Annotated in this window: 18 protein-coding genes and 1 pseudogene; 6 read left to right on the top strand and 13 right to left on the bottom strand. The window is 60.2% G+C overall.

Annotated elements, in window-relative coordinates:
- Nucleotides 1–282 precede the first annotated feature (282 nt).
- Complete coding sequence (locus RO009_23600; protein ID MDT3688015.1) at nucleotides 283–768, top strand: Hsp20/alpha crystallin family protein; 486 nt, start codon at nucleotides 283–285, stop codon at nucleotides 766–768.
- A 203-nt stretch (nucleotides 769–971) separates the two neighbouring features.
- Here the strand turns inward: RO009_23600 and RO009_23595 are convergent, their stop codons facing one another.
- The 6 genes from RO009_23595 to RO009_23570 form a co-directional block, all read right to left on the bottom strand.
- Entirely contained in the window at nucleotides 972–1,493 is a 522-nt protein-coding gene (locus RO009_23595) for a hypothetical protein (protein MDT3688014.1), read from the bottom strand.
- A 253-nt stretch (nucleotides 1,494–1,746) separates the two neighbouring features.
- Nucleotides 1,747–2,307 carry a Spy/CpxP family protein refolding chaperone gene (locus RO009_23590; GenBank protein ID MDT3688013.1) on the bottom strand — a complete coding sequence of 187 codons (561 nt, stop codon included), beginning with the start codon at nucleotides 2,305–2,307 and terminating at the stop codon, nucleotides 1,747–1,749.
- Between the two features lie 171 nt (nucleotides 2,308–2,478).
- Complete coding sequence (locus tag RO009_23585; protein MDT3688012.1) at nucleotides 2,479–2,694, bottom strand: hypothetical protein; 216 nt, start codon at nucleotides 2,692–2,694, stop codon at nucleotides 2,479–2,481.
- A gap of 245 nt (nucleotides 2,695–2,939) precedes the next feature.
- Nucleotides 2,940–3,188, bottom strand: a complete 249-nt coding sequence (locus tag RO009_23580; protein ID MDT3688011.1) for a ParB N-terminal domain-containing protein — start codon at nucleotides 3,186–3,188, stop codon at nucleotides 2,940–2,942.
- A 229-nt stretch (nucleotides 3,189–3,417) separates the two neighbouring features.
- Nucleotides 3,418–3,762 carry a helix-turn-helix domain-containing protein gene (locus RO009_23575; protein ID MDT3688010.1) on the bottom strand — a complete coding sequence of 115 codons (345 nt, stop codon included), beginning with the start codon at nucleotides 3,760–3,762 and terminating at the stop codon, nucleotides 3,418–3,420.
- Complete coding sequence (locus tag RO009_23570; GenBank protein MDT3688009.1) at nucleotides 3,735–4,094, bottom strand: type II toxin-antitoxin system RelE/ParE family toxin; 360 nt, start codon at nucleotides 4,092–4,094, stop codon at nucleotides 3,735–3,737. The genes RO009_23575 and RO009_23570 overlap by 28 nt, the downstream gene beginning before the upstream one ends.
- Before the next feature lie 165 nt (nucleotides 4,095–4,259).
- On the opposite strand from RO009_23570, the gene RO009_23565 reads away from it, so the two are divergent.
- A complete protein-coding gene (locus tag RO009_23565) occupies nucleotides 4,260–4,448 on the top strand; it encodes a hypothetical protein (protein ID MDT3688008.1) in 189 nt (62 codons plus the stop codon).
- 23 nt (nucleotides 4,449–4,471) lie between these two features.
- Here RO009_23565 and RO009_23560 read toward each other — a convergent pair whose 3' ends face one another.
- The 5 genes and pseudogenes from RO009_23560 to RO009_23540 form a co-directional block, all read right to left on the bottom strand.
- Nucleotides 4,472–5,335, bottom strand: a complete 864-nt coding sequence (locus RO009_23560; GenBank protein ID MDT3688007.1) for a DUF3883 domain-containing protein — start codon at nucleotides 5,333–5,335, stop codon at nucleotides 4,472–4,474.
- Between the two features lie 239 nt (nucleotides 5,336–5,574).
- Entirely contained in the window at nucleotides 5,575–6,378 is an 804-nt protein-coding gene (locus RO009_23555; protein ID MDT3688006.1) for a hypothetical protein, read from the bottom strand.
- Nucleotides 6,379–6,384: 6 nt separating this feature from the next.
- Nucleotides 6,385–7,578 carry a toll/interleukin-1 receptor domain-containing protein gene (locus RO009_23550; GenBank protein ID MDT3688005.1) on the bottom strand — a complete coding sequence of 398 codons (1,194 nt, stop codon included), beginning with the start codon at nucleotides 7,576–7,578 and terminating at the stop codon, nucleotides 6,385–6,387.
- A gap of 4 nt (nucleotides 7,579–7,582) precedes the next feature.
- Nucleotides 7,583–8,116 carry a TIR domain-containing protein gene (locus RO009_23545; GenBank protein ID MDT3688004.1) on the bottom strand — a complete coding sequence of 178 codons (534 nt, stop codon included), beginning with the start codon at nucleotides 8,114–8,116 and terminating at the stop codon, nucleotides 7,583–7,585.
- 75 nt (nucleotides 8,117–8,191) lie between these two features.
- Nucleotides 8,192–8,378, bottom strand: a pseudogene (locus RO009_23540) (hypothetical protein).
- 334 nt (nucleotides 8,379–8,712) lie between these two features.
- On the opposite strand from RO009_23540, the gene RO009_23535 reads away from it, so the two are divergent.
- Nucleotides 8,713–10,386: a CHAT domain-containing protein gene (locus tag RO009_23535; protein ID MDT3688003.1), complete on the top strand. Its 1,674-nt coding sequence runs from the start codon at nucleotides 8,713–8,715 to the stop codon at nucleotides 10,384–10,386.
- 55 nt (nucleotides 10,387–10,441) lie between these two features.
- Nucleotides 10,442–10,687: a hypothetical protein gene (locus RO009_23530; protein ID MDT3688002.1), complete on the top strand. Its 246-nt coding sequence runs from the start codon at nucleotides 10,442–10,444 to the stop codon at nucleotides 10,685–10,687.
- Between the two features lie 49 nt (nucleotides 10,688–10,736).
- Here RO009_23530 and RO009_23525 read toward each other — a convergent pair whose 3' ends face one another.
- On the bottom strand, nucleotides 10,737–13,946 hold the full coding sequence (locus RO009_23525; GenBank protein ID MDT3688001.1) for an ATP-dependent helicase: 3,210 nt from the start codon (nucleotides 13,944–13,946) through the stop codon (nucleotides 10,737–10,739).
- A 298-nt stretch (nucleotides 13,947–14,244) separates the two neighbouring features.
- Nucleotides 14,245–14,754, bottom strand: coding sequence for a thioesterase family protein (locus tag RO009_23520; GenBank protein ID MDT3688000.1), 510 nt, complete (start codon nucleotides 14,752–14,754; stop codon nucleotides 14,245–14,247).
- 145 nt (nucleotides 14,755–14,899) lie between these two features.
- On the opposite strand from RO009_23520, the gene RO009_23515 reads away from it, so the two are divergent.
- Both RO009_23515 and RO009_23510 read left to right on the top strand, forming a co-directional pair.
- A complete protein-coding gene (locus RO009_23515) occupies nucleotides 14,900–16,321 on the top strand; it encodes an FAD-linked oxidase C-terminal domain-containing protein (protein ID MDT3687999.1) in 1,422 nt (473 codons plus the stop codon).
- A 141-nt stretch (nucleotides 16,322–16,462) separates the two neighbouring features.
- Nucleotides 16,463–20,062 (top strand): AsmA family protein, encoded by a 3,600-nt coding sequence (locus RO009_23510; protein MDT3687998.1) that lies wholly within the window; start codon nucleotides 16,463–16,465, stop codon nucleotides 20,060–20,062.
- Nucleotides 20,063–20,068: the final 6 nt, after the last annotated feature.

The raw sequence follows: 20,068 nt of genomic DNA, 5'->3' as shown, positions 1-20,068 counted from the left end.
GGATGTGATGACGGCAGAGCGCGCCCGCATGCGCCCCGCCCTGCGCATCTCGCAACGCGCCCGCTTTGCCGGGCGCGAAAGTGTGCCGGCGCGATCGCTTGCGACGATGCGAACGCCGCAACCGCCCCGCCGGGAACATTCCGCCCGCTTGCGCGTTTGCGGCAGAGAGTTCCGCCGCGTCGCGGGGTTTCAAGCCGATTTCAAAAACCAGGGCGTGAAAGGTTTCCCGTGCCGTCGCGGTGCTCGGGCATTGGGGCGTTTCGCATGCAGGAGGAGGACCGCATGAATTTCAAGTCTCTCGTTCCCGGCGGCCGCAACCACCAGATGGCGCGGCGCGACTTCAATAATCCGTTCCTGTCGCTGCAGCAGGAGATCGACCGGCTGTTCGACGATTTCGGCCGCGGCTTTCCGTCCATCGGCGGCGCGCGCATGGCCGAATTGACGCCGGCCATGGACGTGAAGGAGACCGACAAGGCGATCGAGATTACCGCCGAATTGCCCGGTCTCGAGGAGAAGGACGTCGAGATCGACGTCTCCGACAACATGCTCACCCTGCGCGGCGAGAAGAAAGCCGAGAGCGAGGAGAAGGGACAGGACTTTCGCATGATGGAGCGCAGCTACGGCAGCTTCTACCGCAGCTTCACCTTGCCGCCCGGCATCGATGCCGACAAAATCCAGGCGAAGATGTCGAAAGGCGTGCTGACGCTGACGCTGCCGAAAACGCCGGAGGCGCCGCGCAAGAAGATCGAGGTCAAGCGCGAAGGGTGATCGGCCCTGACTGACGCATGCGAGGCCCGGACGGAGTCCGGGCCTTTTTCTTTGTCATGCCCGCGCCTGGCTTTCGTCCTCGTCATGTCTGCGCCTGAACCGAATGCGTCATGGCCGGGCTTGACCCGGCCATCCATCCTGTCTTCGGATGATGGATGCGCGGGTCGCGCCCGCGCATGACGGTGGGAGAGAACACGCGTTGTCTAGTTGAAGCCGCCGCCGAACAGGAAGAAACGCGGACGCTCCGCATAGCCATAGGCGGGGCCCCGGCCATAGGGACCAGAGGCGGTGGCGCGCCCGTAATCCTCATCGTCCGGCTCGTGGCGCGGGCGCTGTTTCTGCTTCGGTGCCTTGCGTTTCGTCTGCCGCGCTTTCTTCTTCTCGCTGTCCTGCTGCGCGCTCTGCGCGGCGGGCGGGGCCGGCAAATTGTAGCTTGGCGTCGGCGCGATCCAGGTCGGCGAGCGGGCGGCCCCGGTCGTCTCCGTGATCGGCTCTTGCGCGGCGGGTTTTGCCGCGGCTTTCGGCGCGGGAGCGGCTTTCGCTTCCGGCTCGTTCTGAACGGTTGCGCGCGTCACCGGATTTTGCGCCGGCGGCTTCGCGATGATCTGCTTCTGCGTCTCCGGCCTCTCGACCGGCGCGAACATCGCCGACAGCCCGATGCCCCCCGCCATCGCCAGCGCGAAGGCACACGTCAAATACAGCAGCATTGCGAGACCGAGCGGCATTGTCGTTGTCCGGATTGATGTGGATGGCCCTCGCAAGCCAACGTGCCGTGCCGCGCATCGTTCCGGTGCGTGCAGGGTTCCGGGCGCCTGCCCGAAAATGTCGCTCGGCTTTCAGGCCTTCGCTAACTGCCTTGAAATGCGATTCTTTTCGTCAGGGCCGGGCGCGGCCGTGCCCGTTTTTCTCGGGGCAGGTTTGTGCCCTGCGCCCTACCTCATTTGGCGTAGGCAAGACCCGGTGACGCGTCCGCCCGCCTCACATCATGCAGCCCATGCCGGTGATAATGCCGTCGGCCTTCTTCTTCTGCGCGTCGCTGAGCGAGGCATAGAGCTTGTCGAGCGCGGGCTTCGCCGCCTTCAGCGCGGCGATGCGGCCTTCCATCGCCGACAGATGCGCGTCGAACCGCTCGGGCGCGGTCTTCGCCTCCCACACCGCCTTCATCTGCTGCCACATGCCCTGCATGCTCTGGACATTCGCCTTGATCGCCTCGGCATAGGCGTCGAAGGCCGCCTTCTGCTCCTCGGTGATGCCGAGCTCGGCGCGCAGGAAGGCGATGCGCCCGTCGACGAAAGCCGTGCCCGGCCCGTCCTGCCCGAACATCGGACAGCCGCCCATCATGCCGCCGCCCATCATCATGCCGCCGCCATAGCCCATCATGCCGCGGCCGGGGCCATAGCCCTGTCCGTACATCATGCCGGGTCCGTAGCCCGGCCCCATCATGCCGGGACCGTAACCTTGCGCGCGCGCGGGCGAGGGCACAGCCAGCGCGAGGGCGGCGAGGACGAGGACGGTACCGGCAAGGCGTTGCTGTTGCATGGTCGCTTCTCCTTTGCGCTGTTGTGACATCCGCCGCGGCGCGAAAGCCCCGGCGCTTGCGTGATGCGACGCTACGCCCGCGCCCGCCGCGCCGGCAACGAAAGCCCGATCACGTTCGCGGCAATGAAGCGCGCGTCCGGTTGCAGGCGATAAGGCCGTTGCCGTGCGGCTTTACTGCGAGCGCGGGGCGTGCCGCGGCTCGGTCAGGCGCACCGCCAGCGGCCAGGCGACGACCAGCAGCAGCGCCGCCGTGCCGAAGAACACCAGCAGGCTGAAATAATCATGGATCGCCGGAAGCTGGTCGACCACAACGCCGGCGAGCACCGCCGCCGCCACGCAGACCAGCGCCATCGCTCCGAACGTCAGCAGCAGCTTCAAGCCGTCCATGTCGGCCTCCCGGATGCTCGCCTGACGCGCTAACGCCGCAGCGCGGCATTTGTTGCGGGGCCTGCGTTGCGGGGCCTGCGTGTTGCAGGCGCGGCGCGCACAGCGGGCAGAATGATAGGCCGCGCGCCGCGTCAGGCGCCGGACGCGCCGGCATGGCATATGCGCCGCTAACGGGGTGACGGCAGATTGACATGCATTTGCCGCGCACTCTCTGTGAATTGTGCAGGCTCCCTGGTGCTTGCGCCCTAGTGCTTGCGCGCGGCGACGCGGTAGCCGGCGATCGTCGTCTCGCCCAGCGCCTTCGCCGCTTCCAGCCGGTGCAGCCCCTCGACCAAGACGAAGCGCTCGCCGTCCGGCCGCACCAGGATCGGATTCTTCAGGCCGTTCGCGAGAATGTCCTGCGCCAGCGCTTCGACCTTGTCCGGCTCCAGGCTCGCGCGGCGTTTCACCGGCACATAGATGCGGGCGATTTCGAAGGTCTCGCGTTTCATCATGGTGGTCGCGAGCCTAGCATGGTTGTTGCTGCCAACAACTCACCGTCGTCATTGCCGGGCTTGACCCGGCAATCCATCATTGGATCAAAAATCCTCCGCCCTGCCGTAGCACCAGCAGCCTGCGCGATAGGCCAGCGCGAAGGGGCCTCGGCAATCTGTCTTGAAGGCCAGTTCGCAGAGGCACCAGCCTGCCGATTCCATCACGCAGTATGTGATGCGGCCGAACATGTTAGGACGCCATCTGCTTGTTCATCGCGCGCCGCACGGCCTTCGGCTCGGTCTTGATCACCTCGATCAGTGTGCGTGCTGCGCCCGAGGGCCGCCGCGTGCCCAGTTCCCATTTCCGCACGGTGCCCACTCCCGTGCCAATGAAGCTCGCGAATTCGCGCTGCGTCAGTCCGAGCTTGAGCCGCGCCTGCCGTGCGTCGGTCTCGCGCGGCGTCACGCGACGCACCTTGGCTTTCGTGCGCTTGCCGGAGGCGAGCGCCAGCGCCTCCTGAAAGCTCGCGCGAATGTCGTCGGCGAGCGAGGGGGTCTTGCGCCGCGTCACCTTCTTCTTTGTCTTGCCGTCCATTGCCGCACTGTCTCCTTCGCAAAAGCCGCAAACTCTTTCTTCTCCGCCGCCGTCAGGTCGCCCTTCTGGTTCTTGGCATAGAGTGCCAGCAGCAGGATCGGAAAATCCGCATCATAGAAATAATAGACGACGCGCGCGCCGCCACGCTTGCCCTGTCCGCTGCGTCCGACCCGCACTTTGCGCAGACCGCCGGTGCCGGGGATGAGGTCGCCGCAGGTCGGCTCATAGGCGACGAGATCGACGACCGCCGCCTGCTCCTCCGCCGTCAGCAATTCGTCCGCCCGCCTGCGATAACCGGCGAGTTCAATCACCGAAACGGGGCGGCGCGGCATGGCGGGAAAGTACCCCAATGGGGCTCTAAAGTCAAATATTCAATATTTCGCGGCTTCCATCAGGTCGCGCGAAGGCGACGTCCGCACGGCGCCTGCGACCAGCCGGCATGTGGACAGGCCTCGTCCGGCATGTGACGTTCGCGGCCGGAAGCGGGGGAGGGGACCATGCCATTCAATCAGCGCCAGATCTTCATGATCGCGCTGTTCGCGATTTTCTGGACCGCCTTCATGCTGTGGTGGAACGGCGATTACGGCACCGCGCGCGTCGCCACGATGCTGGTCGTCGGCGTCGTGATCGCGCTGGCCTGGGGCTATTGGATGAAAAAATACGGGGCGTGGAAGGATCAGGGGTGAGCGCGCCGGGAAGGGCCGATGACTCACCGCAGCGAGGCCCGCCAGGCTTGCGGATGGAGGTGCAGGTGCGCTTCCAGCGGCGGCTTGATCGTGAAGATGCGCGGCGTCTGTGCAAACAGATGCAACCGATAAAGCTGCCAGCTCGCGGCGCGTTCGTTTGCCACCGCATGCTCGTTGCGCGTCAGGAAGAAGGGCGTTTTCGCCGAACCGTTGGTCGTCTTGACCTCGACCAGACGTTCCTGGCCGTTCGGCTCGAAGGACAGGATGTCGTAACCCGCGCCGTCGCCGTCCTCTGCTGAAACCCAGCGGATTTTTCGCGCAAGATCGGGGCGGTCGAGAGTCTGAAGCCGCTTGCGCTCGATCTGGAGGACAAATTCCTCGCCGGCCTTGCCCAGTTTGCGATTGCGGTGGTCCCGCTCCACGGGATCGAACTTTCTCACAAGGCGCTCAAGCGCCGGCGGGCGATGAATCCTTTCTGCCGGTGCAGGAGGTTCGATGAACACGCCCGTCGGGTCGAGCAGCATGTTCCCGGAGTCTTCGGCGGCGTGCAGCACGGCCGGCGGCAATTGTTCGTAGGGGACGGCCGGATTCCTCGAAAGATAGCGCTCGATGGCCGGGAAAATGGCTTCCTGATAATTCCGCATCGGCTTGTAGCCAGGAATCCACGGCTCGCCCAGTTCTTCGAGGACAGCCGAGATATTCTGATGCTTGAATTCGATCGCGCCCTGGGTCCGGCCAATCTTCTCTTGGAGCGCCGCATTGTGGCGCCTTTTCACATAGGGTCGCTTGGAAAGCTCCGCCTCCAGCATGGCGAAGTAGTCGGCGACGATGGCGTCCAGTTCGTCATCGCTCCAGTCCGTCCCGATTTTACTGTCGTCCGCCGGCAATTAATCCCAGCCTTCCGTCGGTTCATCCCAAGTTCTGGAATCTGACGGTCAGAGCCAGAAATTGCAACTACAAGGCAGTGGCCATTGCATCCACGCGCCAGCGTGTCGACCTTCGTCGGCTCCAGGGTTGCGCGCCTTTTCACCGGCACGTAGATGGAGCGATCTCGAAGGTCTCGCGTTTCATCATGATGTGGGGAGGGTAGCACTATGTAGGCCAACAATGCACAATGGTTTCGCAATTAATCGGCTGCGATTCCTAAGCTAAGCCTATGAAACCCGCGCAAGATCAGTGCAACTATCTCATCCGTATGTGGTGTTTCAGCAAGGCGTCTGTTTTCGCTTTGAGCCAACCCATTGTTGAGTTGCCTATAAGTCAGACCCCTAAAAAGGTTCCGGCCTTCCCAGTTTCGCTCGACTGGGTCGGCTTCAGTAAGATTTAGCTCTTGAGCGATGTCGCGTGAGCAGCCGCCAAAGCCGCCCACTAAAAAGACCGGCTTAGATGCTTCAAGTGCCAGCGATACTTCTTCAGCAACGCCCGGAATGCGACCTTTATAGCCTGAAATTGCTCCACCCAATGAAATTCGAGCGTCGCTATCTGACGTCATAACTCTTCTCATTGAAGACAAGCCCAAAGCCCAATTTCTTGGCCAATCCGTGCGATCCGCTAGAATGTTTATGCCCGCTCCAGAGGGCGAAAGAAATATAAACTCGGCATGCCGCCCGGTTGCTTTAAACAGCGCTGAAAATTCGTCTTCGCCCCAATCCGCGTATGTCGGCCAAGCAAGATAATTTGTAAATGAAACTGTGTTGTCAGGATTGAGTTTGTGATGTCGTGCAGCGATCTCACAAAGTACTTCAGTATATCCCTGTGTCCGCAGATCACCACCATAAAGCAGGTGCGCGCCGGCACTCATTAGATAGCGAGCAATTTCGACGGCAACATCGCGAAGATGAGCCTTGCCAAGGCCGCGGGAAAGTAGATCAGGGGAATCCGATATTGACAGTGCAATTCTTGCGTCGTTGAGAAAAAGCCGATCTTGCATAGCAAGCTACAGAGATTGCAAAGCGAGCCACTGTGTGTAGCTCCGCAGTTGGAGGTTGCTTGAAAGCGACTCGAATAAGTCTAGTTCTTCGTATCCAAGTGGCGGATCAGGGTAAATTACGGTGTCGACTGGTGTTGCTTTATTATCCCTTAGCAAAGTCACAAGTGAAATCAGCTCTGGGGCTCTAGGAAGGAACTGGATATTGGCGGGTAATGAGGACCTAGCGATGTGAATGCGACATTTCCACAAGAAGGCTCGCAAGACCTCATCCATAAGCCGCGCGATTACAAATGAGATGCGGTGATCTGCTTCGGGCTCCATTCGGATTACGGGGACATTTCCCATGTATGGGAAACCCCTTTCTTCGAAGTCTGTGATGCAATTGGCCACTACGAATGGCACGTTATGTCGTTTAGCCGTTAATACCTCGCGCCGACACCATTCCCTGGAAGAAAAACTGTCAGTATGGACTGCGACAACAGCGCTAAGTTTTATGTTGTGACCTATGACCGTTGAGAACTGCACGCCGGGCGGGATGTTCGTTACGTCGAAGAAGCTGTCGAGGTCGTTTTCCGACGAAATGCTATCACATATTTTCTTGGATATTTTCTCGCCGTAGTCATCATGCTTTGAGTGACTTATGAAAATTCTGACTCTCTCAAGGTAGACAGTTAGCTCGTCAGGATTTTTATCAGGATGTTCCAAATGCGTTAGGTATACGCGCAACATTCGACAAAACTGATAAGTAAGCTGAAATGCGAGCTTCCGTTGTTTGTCTTCTAGTGAGTCGCCGAACCAACCATCCCACCTTATGAAATTTAGTTCTCGCACAGATTTTCCTGTTTTGTATGCATTCTCGCACATGGCAACAGGAAAGACTCGCGCCCGAAGGCCAAATTTTTCAGCATTTTGGGCCAACTCATCAACATATTGAATCCATGCCGGATCGTTGTTGAGGTTTTCGTCAACAAGAACAACCACAGCGGTGGCGGCGGAATCCTGAAAGTCGATTTTCAATGGGGTAGCTAGGGTTTCGATCGGGGTCGATCGAAAAATCACACTGACGCCCGCTCCACCTGCAACATTAGTTAGCAAGTTGCGTCGGAAGTGGCTGTGAAGTGCTTCGGCGATTTTTTCGCCGATAGCAAATTTGGGATGCCAAGCAACATATACAGAAAGAAATGGCGTAGTTGAAACCATTGAACTAGCCATTCCTTAAACGGCGAGCGCGCGTATTAACGATCAGCTCTTTTGATTTGTTGTTCGCCTGTTCGATTAATTTGGCAAACTCGGCGGGTTGAGAGATTATGGATTCCCACCAAGTCCAGACCGCGTAACCACTATCTAAGTTGTCTTGCAATCTTTCAGGTTTCGCGCAGCCATTGTTTACGACTTGGAGTGTTGGAAGCTTTACTCCAATCAGTCCGTGCTGCTTATCCAGGGTGGCCGAGATCTCCCAGTCGACATATTTGCGGAAGGGTGTTTGCGTGCCGCACAAAACGATTGTGCAGGAACTACCGGAGACATAATTCTCTCTGATTTGGCGCATGACGTACTCAACGTCATCGCTTTGCACCTTTCTTTCCAACGAATTGTCTCTGAGAATTTGATAGTTCTCATCAAAGTGGCGCGAGAAATCGTCGTAATAGTATTGATCGCCGCCGTGGTGATAGCTGACGAACACTTTGCGTTTGACGGGTAATGGAATTCCTAGGCCGTATCGGCTGTAATCAACCATGGCGTCCCCTGCACGCGTAACGTGTGGGTTCGAATATCTCCAATCATTAAGAGCGCGTCTAGGGGTTATTGATCCTCAGTCTACCCTCTCCACAAAACGATCCGCCACGCGCTTCTCGCCCGCCTTGTCCAACTGGATGGTCAGCTTGTTGCCGTCGATGGCGGGTGATGCTGCTGTTTCCGAACTTGATGTGAAACACACGGTCGCCCACGCTGAACGGCGAGGTGCCGGTGAATTTGGCCACCAGCTCGCCCTCGATGGTCAGCGGTTCGCGCCACGCGGAGTGCGCGTTGGCACGGTCGTAGTTCACCCCTTCCGGCGTGCGCGTTGCGTTCGACCTCTCCAAGGGGCGTGTCGTCCTCATCGATACCACGCCCGAAATAACCACAGTCGTTTGTGGATTATTCGGCTGGGCCGTATAGGCTGAGGATCGGGCGCTGCAGCTTCGTTCGAGGATGCTCTGCGTGAGAGCGCCGACTTTGTCAGTCGGCGTCGTGCGCCATTTCGCCGGTACGCAGACGTGGGCAATCTCGCCTTAAGGTTGTGTTTCCTGGTGGTATTAAATTAAGCTAGGCGGCCTTCGCTTGGGGGATCGCATGGCATTACGGCTCGACGAGCTATATCAAATGGTGGCGTACATTTACGCAGACAAGAATATGTCTCGTACTAGTACTGCCACGTTTGCACACTTCGTAGAGGTGTGCGGAATGCTCACAATTCATGATCGGAAAAAAAAGCGAGAGGGCCTCGATGTAACCGATGCGTTATGCAAGGCGCTGGGCTGGTACTTTCCATTGCTCGCTAAAATGCGCATTCGAAGTGTAGAAGAACTTGTATTCAGAAAATTTCCGAGAGTTTGTCCTTATTGTCGTTCAGCTCCACACCGAGAAGCAGATTGCAAACTGGTAAAAGGGACAAGTCCGACAGTAAACCACGACGAACTTGCAAAATACTTTGAGGCCAATTGGGAAACGAGGCCTGTGGGGCTGAACGATTGGCAGGAAATGTTCCAAAAAATATATCCGCGATCCTTAGAAGAGCATGGTCGGAGCACAATCGGATTGTTAGAGGAATTAGGAGAGCTTGCCGAAGCTGTTCGCGTTTTCGAAGTTCATCCTCGATACTTTCTCGGAGAAGCTGCCGATACATTTTCATACTTGATGGGGATAGCGAACGAACACTCCATTAGGTTGGCACAAGACGGTGAGAAATTCGATTTTGAGTCAGAATTCCTGTCAAGGTATCCAGGGCTATGCGGCCAATGCGGTTCCAAAGTGTGCTCCTGCCCTGCTGTGCCGGCGGCAACGATCGGGCGCATGGCTAAAGAATTGCGGATTGGTCAAAACGAACAGCCGTTCATGCAGTCTCCTGCCGAGTTCTCTCAAGAGGGCAGAAGAGTTGCTCATCAAGTTCTCGAAAGTTTGGGCGGGCACGAAGGTCTGAGCACTAAGCTGCCATTTGATCGCGGTGATACAAACAGGGCCATCGTGGCTCTGTGTTTAAGAATTTCGAGCGCGGTGGAAAAGACGCGACCTGAGCTTGCCGATACACTACGAACAGAGGCGATACGAGTAAGTAATAGCGTTCAAGAGGCGGGCACAAAGAGGAAGTCGTTAGATTTAGATGCGCTGCGTTCCGATCTTCGTGCTGCATGGAAAGATTTGGACAACGATTTCAAATCTGAAATTAGAGGCACTGAGGGCCTGGTTGGTGAATTGGGTGATATTCTGGATACCATTCGCGTCCTTTTCGTAGCTTGCAGTCCGATGGATAGCGATGCCCTGCGAGTAAATGGCGAATTGCGGGTTTTGCAGGAAAGCACGAAGGATGCAAAAACGATCAAAGTGTCGGTCGATCATCTTCCCGCTGCAACGCCCACTGATTTTCGAAGAAGGCTGCTGGATGGGAGCTATGACTTAATTCATTTCGCGGGTCACTCAGATGGCGATAGTTTGCTATTTGAAAATGAACATGGAAACGCGGAAAAGGTTTCGCTGAAAGCGGTCGCCGAATTGCTGGATCGACAAAAGTCAATTAAGGCAGTCATTTTGAATGCCTGCGATTCAGTGAAGAATCTTAATGAATCGATTTCCCCGTTTACGATTGGAATGGGAGAGACGATTGAGGATGATGCTGCGATAGCGTTTACCCGTGGATTTTATGACGCTGTGGTGCGGGGAAAGAATATTGATGAGGCGTTTTCCGAAGGACTCTCGTCAGTAAGGATGGCGAATTTCGCCGCGGACCATATTCGCCTGTTAAGTAAGTAGTTGTGGGAGATAACTAAGCGAATTGCTGGCTGGCCACTTGACAGGGGAGGGGCTTATGTTTGGTCAATCACTGACTGTGGTGGGACTTATAGTTGAAGCAGTTGGCGTTCTAATGATTTTCGTTTGGGGGCCGCCGCAGCCAAATTTTGAATTTGAGAGCAAGACTTTCATCACCCTCGAGGGGGGTGACGATGGTGGTGCTGATGAGAAAAGGCGCCACTATCGGATAATGTCGGGTTTAGCGCTTTGCTTGATCTTCGTGGGGCTACTGTTGCAGCTGTGGGATGCCTGGAAGACCTGAGTATGTGTGATAGGTGCGGGCAAGTGTGAGCGCACTATGTGATTTGCCCTCACACCCTCTCGACAAAACTATCCACCACGCGTTTCTCGCCCGCCTTGTCGAACTGGATCGTCAGCTTGTTGCCGTCGATTGAGGTGACGTTGCCGTTGCCGAACTTGATGTGGAAAACCCGGTCGCCGACTGTGAATTGCGAGGTGCCGGTGGATTTGGCGACCAGCTCGCCCTCGATGGTCAGCGGTTCGCGGCGCGCGGCGAAGCGGCCTTTGCTTGTGCCTGTCTTGCGCGCTGAGTGGGAGCCCGCACGGCCCCCCTCCCTATCCCTCCCCCACAAGGGGGGAGGGGACTTCGCCGAGCGCGCGGCGCCGCCTGTGTCCTCATCGATGAAGCGCGCCTCGGTGTCGTATTCGGAGCCCTCATCCCCGAAACCGAAATCGTCCTCGCGCGCGCGGCGTTTCTGCGCGCGCTGCCAGCCGGGCGTGGAATAGGACGAGCCCGACGGCGCAAACGAGTCAAAGCGCGAGGGGCCATAGCCGCCGCCCATGCCGCCATAGGCCGCGCCGCCGAAGCTCGATTTGCTCTCGGTCACCTCCACATGCTGCTCCGGCAATTCGTCGAGGAAGCGCGAGGGGATGGTCGAATTCCACAAGCCATGCATGCGGCGGTTGGTGGCGAAATAGAGCTTGGCGCGCCTCCGCGCACGCGTCAGCCCGACATGCGCCAGGCGCCGCTCTTCCTCAAGTCCCGCGCGCCCGCTTTCGTCCAGCGCGCGCTGATGCGGAAACAGGCCTTCCTCCCAGCCGGGCAGGAACACGGTGTCGAATTCCAGCCCCTTGGCCGAATGCAGCGTCATGATGTTGACCGCGTCGTCGAGCCCTTCGCCGTCGCGGTCCATCACCAGCGAAATGTGTTCGAGGAAGCCGGCGAGGTTCTCGAAATCCTGCATGGAGCGGATCAGCTCCTTCAGGTTCTCCAGCCGGCCGGCGGCGTCGGCGGAGCGGTCCTTCTGCCACATCGCGGTGTAGCCGGACTCATCGAGCACGATCTCGGCGAGTTCGTCATGCGGCATGGTCTCGTTCTGCGCGCGCCAGCGCTCGAACGAGGTGACAAGGTCGCGCAATGAGCCGCGCGGCCTGGGCTTGAGTTCATCGGTCTCGATCATCGCGCGCGCCGCCTCGAACAGCGGGATGCGGCGGGCGCGCGCATAATCGTGAAGCTGCTGCAGGGTGGCGTCGCCGAGCCCGCGCCGCGGCACATTGACGATGCGCTCGAAGGCGAGATCGTCGCTGGCGGAGTTGACCACGCGCAGATAGGCGAGGGCGTCGCGGATTTCCGCCCGCTCATAGAAGCGCGGGCCGCCGATCACGCGATAGGGCAGGCCGAGGGTGACAAAGCGGTCCTCGAATTCGCGCATCTGGAACGAGGCGCGCACCAGGATCGCGATCTCGTTGAGCGGATGCTTTGCGCGCTGCAATTCCTCGATCTCGTCGCCGATCGCGCGCGCTTCCTCTTCCGAATCCCAGGCGCCGGTGACGGTCACCTTCTCGCCCGGCACGTCCTCGGTGCGCAGCGTCTTGCCGAGCCGGCCTTCGTTATGCGCGATGAGATGCGAGGCGGCGGCGAGGATGTGTCCGGTGCTGCGGTAATTCCGTTCCAGCCGGATGACGATCGCGCCGGGAAAGTCCTTTTCAAACCGCAGGATGTTGTCGACCTCCGCCCCGCGCCAGCCATAGATCGATTGATCGTCATCGCCGACGCAGCAGATGTTTTTGATTTCTTTTTCCCTCTCCCCGCTCGCGGCTCTTTCCCTCTCCCCGATTTCGCGGTGTGGCGCGACGGGCGCGGGCGCAAGACCGCGAGCCGCGATTTTATGATAATCTTGGTCTGTCGTTATGGATTCCGGGTCCGCCCCTTCGGGGCATCCCGGAACGACCGCTTCCCCTTCTTCGTCATCACCGGGCCGACGCACCGCAGGTGCGTCGTGACCCGGTGATCCATCTTCTTGCGAAACGATGGATTGCCGGGTCTCCAGGCGCGAAGACGGCGCTTCGCGCCTTCCGCCCGGCAATGACGATTGAGAGGTGAGCGCCGCGCCTTTCTCTCCTTCGTCATCACCGGGCCGACGCACCGCAGGTGCGTCGTGATCCGGTGATCCATCCTCTTGCGAAACGATGGATTGCCGGGTCTCCAGGCGCGAAGACGGCGCTTCGCTCCTTCCGCCCGGCAATGACGATTGGGAGGTGAGCGCCGCGCCTCTCTCTCCTTCGTCATGGCCGGGCTTGTCCCGGCCATCCCGAGTGGTGGGCACAGTGCTCGCCTGATCGGGAGCACCGAAACTCGGGTCTACCCGAGTTTCAGCATCATCAATGCGCAAGTCGGATGAATCCGACTTGCGATGACTCGACGCTTCGCGTCGGCCCGGTGATGACGCAGAAGGCGATGGCGAGGTTGACGACTGCGCCAGCAGCCTCAGCCACAGATACTGCGCAACGTTCGTGTCCTGATACTCGTCCACCAGGATGTAGCGGAAGCGCCGCTGATAATCGCGCAGCACATCCGGGTTCTCGCGGAACAGGCGGATGGTCTCCAGCAAGAGGTCGCCGAAATCCACCGCGTTCAGAATCTTCAGCCGCTCCTGATACGCCTTGTAGAGCTCAAAGCCGCGCCCGTTGGCGAAGCTCATCGCTTCGCCGGCCGGCACCTGCTCAGGCGTCAGCCCGCGGTTCTTCCAGCCGTCCATCACGCCGGCGAAGACGCGCGCGGGCCAGCGCTTCTCGTCGATGTTTTCCGCTTCCAGGAGTTGCTTGATCAGGCGGATCTGGTCGTCGGTGTCGAGGATGGTGAAGCCGCTCTTCAGCCCGACGAGTTCGGCATGCCGGCGCAGGATCTTCACGCCGATCGAGTGGAAGGTGCCGAGCCAGGGCATGCCCTCGACGATCTCGCCGACCATCTGGCCGACGCGCAGCTTCATCTCGCGCGCCGCCTTGTTGGTGAAGGTCACCGCAAGGATCTGCGAGGGGTGCGCGCGGCCGAGATTGAGGATATGCGCGATGCGGGTGGTGAGGACGCGCGTCTTGCCGGTGCCCGCGCCCGCCAGCACCAGCACCGGGCCGTCCAGCGTCTCGACCGCCAGGCGCTGCTCCGGATTCAGCCCGTCGAGATAGCCGAAATGGGTTCCGCGCGCGGCCGCCATCGCGCGCGCGGCAATGCCGCCGGCGGCGCGGGGCGGGGGAACGGGGAGAGGCTTGGTCGAATCGGCCATGTTGTTGTCGTCGTGCTTGTTCTCTTTATTGTCGCCGAGGATCAAGACGCTCATCCGCGAGGATCGGCGTGCTCGCGCCCGAGGATCGACGCTCGCGCCCAAGGATCGGCATTTCTATGAGCATGAAGGCAACATGGCATCTCGGGCATTGAAACGGGAGAGGCGGGCGGCAGATGTCCCTTAAGTTCCGACGGAAGATCGCTTTTTTCGCTGGAAAACCGGTCTGTTGGGCGCGGGGAGGACCGGCCTGTTCGGCGCGAGGGAGGGCCGGCCGGCTCGGCGCGAGCTGGACCGGAATTCAGGCCTTTGCCGGCATCATGACCCGGCGCCCCACCGCCTCCGGGCGGGGCAGGCGGGCGTGCGATTTCTTCAACCGGCTCAACCGCTTGGACACGTCGTCGGTGAACGGCGCGGCCTTCTTGCGGTCCATGTCGACATGCAGCGACAGATTCTCGGAGGTCGCCGACACCCACCCCTCAACTGCATGAAATAGCTGCTCAAAATAGTGCAGCCGCTTGGAATCATAGTCCAGGAGCTGGAACGTCACCCGCACCGGATCGCCGCTATGCAGCTCCCGCAAATAGCGGATATGCACTTCGGCGCTGAAAAAGGAGCGGTGCCGCGTTGTCAGGTAATCCCTGCCGATCCCCGCCAATTCGTAAATCTCGTCAACGGCTTTGTCGAAAAACACGTTGTAATAGGCCATGTTGAGATGGCCGTTATAGTCGATCCAATGCGGCTCCACCCGCATCACCGAGGAGACGAACGGTGCAAAGAAGACAGGTTCAAAATCGACGCGATCGAGCATAACAAGCAAACATCCTGAAACGGCGATTTGTTCCTGTAAATGAAGATTCCGGCATATCTGCCGCGCGCCGGAACGGCATTTTGCCTGCGGCCATCGCGCTCTGCTAAGTTGCGGGAAACCTAGAAACCGCTGCAGGAAGACCGAAATGACTGCGATTGCGCAGGAAAAACTCTCGAAAAAACCGAAGGAAGGCGCTGTTGCGGCGGTCATCCGGGAATTGACGGCCGCGTTCGGCAATCGCGTGGTCACGTCAAATGCGGTGCGTGAACAGCACGGCAATACACTCACCTGGATCGAGAACCAGCCGCCGGACGCCGTCGTCTTCCCGCAAAGTGGCGAAGATGTGCAGAAAATTGTGCGAATTTGTGCGCAGCACGGCGTGCCCGTGATTCCCTACGGCACCGGCACCTCACTGGAAGGCCATATCAACGCGCCGCAAGGCGGTGTTTCGATCGATTTCCGCGATATGAACCGTATTCTGACCGTGCACGCCGAAGATCTTGATTGTGTCATCGAGCCCGGCGTTACCCGCAAGCAACTCAACGAACATCTGCGCGACCAGGGCCTTTTCTTTCCGATCGATCCCGGCGCCGACGCGTCGCTCGGCGGCATGGCGGCAACGCGCGCCTCGGGCACCAATGCCGTTCGCTACGGCACGATGAAAGATAACGTGTTGTCGATGAAGGTGGTGCTGGCGAGCGGCGAGACGATGACGACTTCGCGACGAGCACGAAAATCTTCGTCCGGCTATGATCTGACGCGCCTGATCGTCGGATCGGAGGGCACGCTCGGGGTGATCACCGAGCTCACCTTGAAGCTGCACGGCATTCCGGAAGCGATCGCGGCCGGCATCTGTCCGTTTCCGTCGGTCGAGGCGGCCTGCAACGCCACGATTCTGACGATCCAGTCCGGCCTTCCGGTGGCGCGCATCGAATTGCTCGACGAAGTGCAGGTCCGCGCGTGCAATGCCTATTCCAAGCTCAATCTTCCCGAGACGCCGATGTTGCTGGTCGAATTCCACGGCACGGATGCGGGAGTTAAGGAACAGTCCGAGCGCTTCGGCGAGATTGCGGCCGATCTCGGCGGCGGACCGTTCGAATGGGCCACCAAGGCGGAAGACCGCACGCGGCTATGGCAGGCGCGGCACGACGGCTATTGGGCGGCGCGCGGCTTGCGCCCGGGCGCCAGCGCGCTGGCAACCGACGTCTGCGTGCCGATCTCGCGGCTGGCAGAATGCGTGACCGAGACCCAGCGCGATGCGCGGGAGACCGGCCTGCTGGCGCCGCTGGTGGGGCATGTCGGAGACGGAAACTTCCACCTCTCCCTGCTGATCGACATGGAGAAGCCGGAAGAAATCAAAACTGCGAAGAAGTTTCTGGAACGGCTGGCGGTCAGGGCCTTGGCCATGGAAGGCACCTGCACAGGCGAACACGGCGTGGGGCAGGGCAAGATGAAATATCTCCCGGCCGAGCACGGGCCAGCGGCGTTGGCGGCCATGCGGGCGGTCAAGCAGGCGCTTGATCCAAACAACATCATGAATCCGGGAAAAATGCTGCCGGAGGCCTGAAATCCCATCACAGAAATGCCGCTGTTCAACGGCATTTCTGCCTAGGAAAACCGTCGCAGCCACTTCCCGGACGTTTGTTTTGCCGCAGCGGGCCGCCCGGTTATGGTCACGGAGACCCAGCCGATCGGGCGAATGGGCGCGGTGACTCAACTTCCTGGTGCGGGTGTGCAGACGACTCTGCTTGGTCTGGCGATCGCGTTGATCCTGGCGCTTCTGACGGCGCTGATCGGGCCGTTGTTCATCGACTGGTCCCAGTATCGCCCAGCTTTCGAAATGCAGGCCAGCCGGGCGCTCGGTCTCCCCGTCCGCGTCAGCGGGCCGATCGACGTGCGCCTGTTGCCGTCGCCGTCGCTGCTGTTGAGTGGCATCGACATCGGCTCGGATAGTGCACAGCAGCCCCTGCGCGCCAAGGCGCTCGGGATCGAGCTTGCGCTGGGCAGCCTGATCCGCGGACAGTTGCGCGCTACGGAATTGCGACTGGTTGGGCCGGATGTTGCTGCCGGTCTCGGCAAGGATGGCCGCCTGAACGTTCCCAACCTGGCCGTCGGCTTCAATCTGAATGACATCTCGATCGGCAAGCTGACCATCGAAGATGCGCGTGTGTCGCTGGCCGATGCTGCGAGCGGAAAACAGGCCGTATTCGAAAAGCTTTGGTTCGGCGGTGATGTGCGTTCGCTGGGTGCCGGGATTTTTCGGGGCGAGGGCGCCTTCGTCCTCGACGGTGGACTTTACGGTTATCGCATTTCCACAACGCGTTCGGATGACGGCGACACCAAAATCAAGCTGAGCCTGGAGCCGTCCGATATCCCGCTGCTCGCCGACAGCGAGGGGACACTGTCGTTCGCGGATGGCGCGCCGCGTTTCGAGGGTGCTTTGACATTGACGCGGCCGGTCGGCGTTGTGCTCGCAGATGGCAAGACCATTCTGGGTGAGCCGTGGCGGATCACTTCGCGGGTGACGGCGACGCAGGCATCGGCATTGTTCGAGCAACTGGAACTGCAATACGGCCCAGAAGAGCGCGCGCTGAAGGCGACCGGCACCGCCGAGATGACCTTTGGCGGCAACCCCCATGTCGAAGCTGTCGTGTCCGCACGTCAGATCGATCTGGATCGCGCCCTGGCCTCGCAGGGCCAGCCGCGGCGCGATCCGGCCAGCGCGATCAAGGCGCTTGCTGAATACGTGCCAAGTCTGTCGAACTCGCCGTTGCCGCTGCAGATCGGATTTGGCATCGACGGCGTGACGTTGGGCGGCGGCACGATCCAGTCCTTGCGCGGCGACGTTTCCGCAAATGCCGGCGGCATTTCCTTCAAGGGTGTTGAATTCCGCGCACCCGGCTTCACGCAAGTTCAGGTAGGCGGCCGTCTGACAACGGCGAACGGCCTCTCGTTCTCGGGCCCTGCCGAAATCAGCTCGGTCGATCCGCGGGCATTCCTCGCCTGGCTGGAAGGCAAGACTGAGACATCGTCAGGTTCGGCATCGCCCTTTCGCGGGCGTGGCGAGATCATCATCGATGACAGCAAGCTTGCGATCGAGCGGTTGAGTTTCGAGGTTGATCGCAAGCCGGTCAACGGCCGCCTGGCATACCGGTATCCCGACGACAGTCGCAAGGCGCGTCTCGATGCCGAGTTGAGAGCCGTCGACGTCGATATTGATGCGATGATGGCGCTTGGGAACGTGCTGCTGAAGGACAGCAAGATCGAAAAGCCAGGCGAGCTTTCGCTGGTCCTGGAGATGGAGCGCGCGCGCTTTGCCGGCCTCGATGCGCAACGCGCGCATGTGAAGGCGAGCTTCGACGCCGGCGGTTTGAAGATCGATCGCCTCAATATCGGTGATTTCGGCGGGGCGAGGATCGACGCGAGGGGCCTGATTGATACGGCCTCCGCCTCGCCGCGCGGCAGCATGAGCGTTGATCTGGATGCGCGCGATCTGTCGGGCTTGACCGCGCTTGTCGCGAAATTTGCCCCGCAGTCGCTCGAGCTGACGCGGGGCATCTCCGAACGGGCCGGCAATGCCAGTCTGCACGCCACGCTGGAGGTCGGCGCGGCGTCCGGTCAGCCGGCCGGACAAAGTCTGGCCCGCTTCGATCTCGGCGGCCGACTCGGAAAATCGCAGCTCTCGCTCAAAGGCACCGCAACGGGGACGATGGCCAATGCGGCAAAGGCGCGATTGGAGGTTGATGGGGAGTTGACCAGCGATGATGCCGGAGCGCTTGTGCGCATGGCCGGCTTGGATCGTTTAATCACGGCCGACAATTCGCCGGCCAGGATTTCGGTGTCTGCGCGCGGCCCGCTGAATGGCAACATGCGCGTTGATGGCAGCATCGCTTCCGCCCATCTCGATGCGAGCACCAAGGGGCACTTGCGGCCCTTTTCCGATCAGGGCTTGTCAGGCGATTTCGACCTGGCCATTGCGAGAGCGGATGCCGGAGCACTGCTGCAGCAGGGGCGATATTTGCCCGTTACGCTGACAACAAATGCGGCCATCACTGGCAAGACGCTGAAGCTGGATCAATTGTCGGCGAAAATTGCCGGCGCGCCCGTGCGCGGTCGGCTCGGCATGACTTTTGGACCAGTCATCGATGTCGAAGGAGACATTGAAGCAGATGCGATCAATGCAACGGACGTCGTCGCAGCCGCGACCGGCTTCACCGACGGCAAGCTGATTTCAGAAGAGCCGTTTTCGCGCGGTCTTTACGCGCAAGCAAGCGGACGGATCGCATTTCGCGTCAGGAACGCGGGCCTGACCCACGCCTTGTCCCTGCACGGCGTGAAAGGTGTATTGCGGCTTGCGCCTTCGGATTTGGGGATTGAGTTGGAGGAGGCGGAATTTGCCAAAGGGCGCGTGTCAGGCGAAATCTCCGCACGGAAAACACCGGATGGAGTTTCGGCAAAGGCGCGCATTGCTTTGAACAACGTAGATGCCGCTGCCATGCTGGCCGGCAGGGAACAGCCGCCGATATCGGGCCGGATCAATCTGGGTGCTGATTTTGATGGCGCCGGTCGATCTCCGAAAGCGTTGATTGGATCGCTTGCGGGCGCCGGCACATTGACTCTGGCCGATGCGCGTATCCACGGTCTTGATCCCAAGGCTTTTGCAGTTGCAATGCGCGCCGTCGATCAAGGATTGCCGCTCGATGGCTTTCGTGTCCGGGACATTGTGCAGCCGGCGCTGGAGGCTGGTGTGCTGCAGGTCCGCGCCGCGGAGACACCGTTCACAATCAGCGCCGGACAGGTGCGTTTCGGTACCGTGACGACGCAAGCGCATGGCGCTGATGTGACGATGTCGGGCGTTCTGGATCTGACAGAAGGCGCGATCGATTCTCGCATCATGCTGACGGATGCAGCCGCGACGACATCGGCAGGCCGCCCGGAAATTTCGGTGAGCCTGAAAGGGCCGGTGGGTTCACCGGCGCGCACCATTGAGGTCGCAGCTCTGACGGGCTGGCTCGCATTGCGGGCGGTTGAACAGCAATCGCAGAAGCTGGAGGCGATCGAGCGCGCCAGCGTTCCGCCGGCGACTTCGTCCGTGTCGCCGGCTTCAACGCCACCGCAAATCACATTGCCTGAACAACCGCCCCTTCTGCCGCGGACCAAGCCGGCAGCGGAATTGCGCGCTGCGCCCTTGCCGCCGCCGATCGACATAAAGCCGGCGCCCGGATTTGCACCTGTCCAAGGCGCACCACGACCTCAGAGCCGGCCGGCTCCGCAGATCTTGCCGCCACCGCGGGAATCGAGCTTCTGAAAAGTG

Source organism: Pseudorhodoplanes sp., from assembly GCA_032027085.1.
Lineage (GTDB): Bacteria > Pseudomonadota > Alphaproteobacteria > Rhizobiales > Xanthobacteraceae > Pseudorhodoplanes.
The sequence above is the reverse complement of the archived record's forward strand: the minus strand, read 5'-3'. Positions and strand labels throughout refer to the sequence as shown.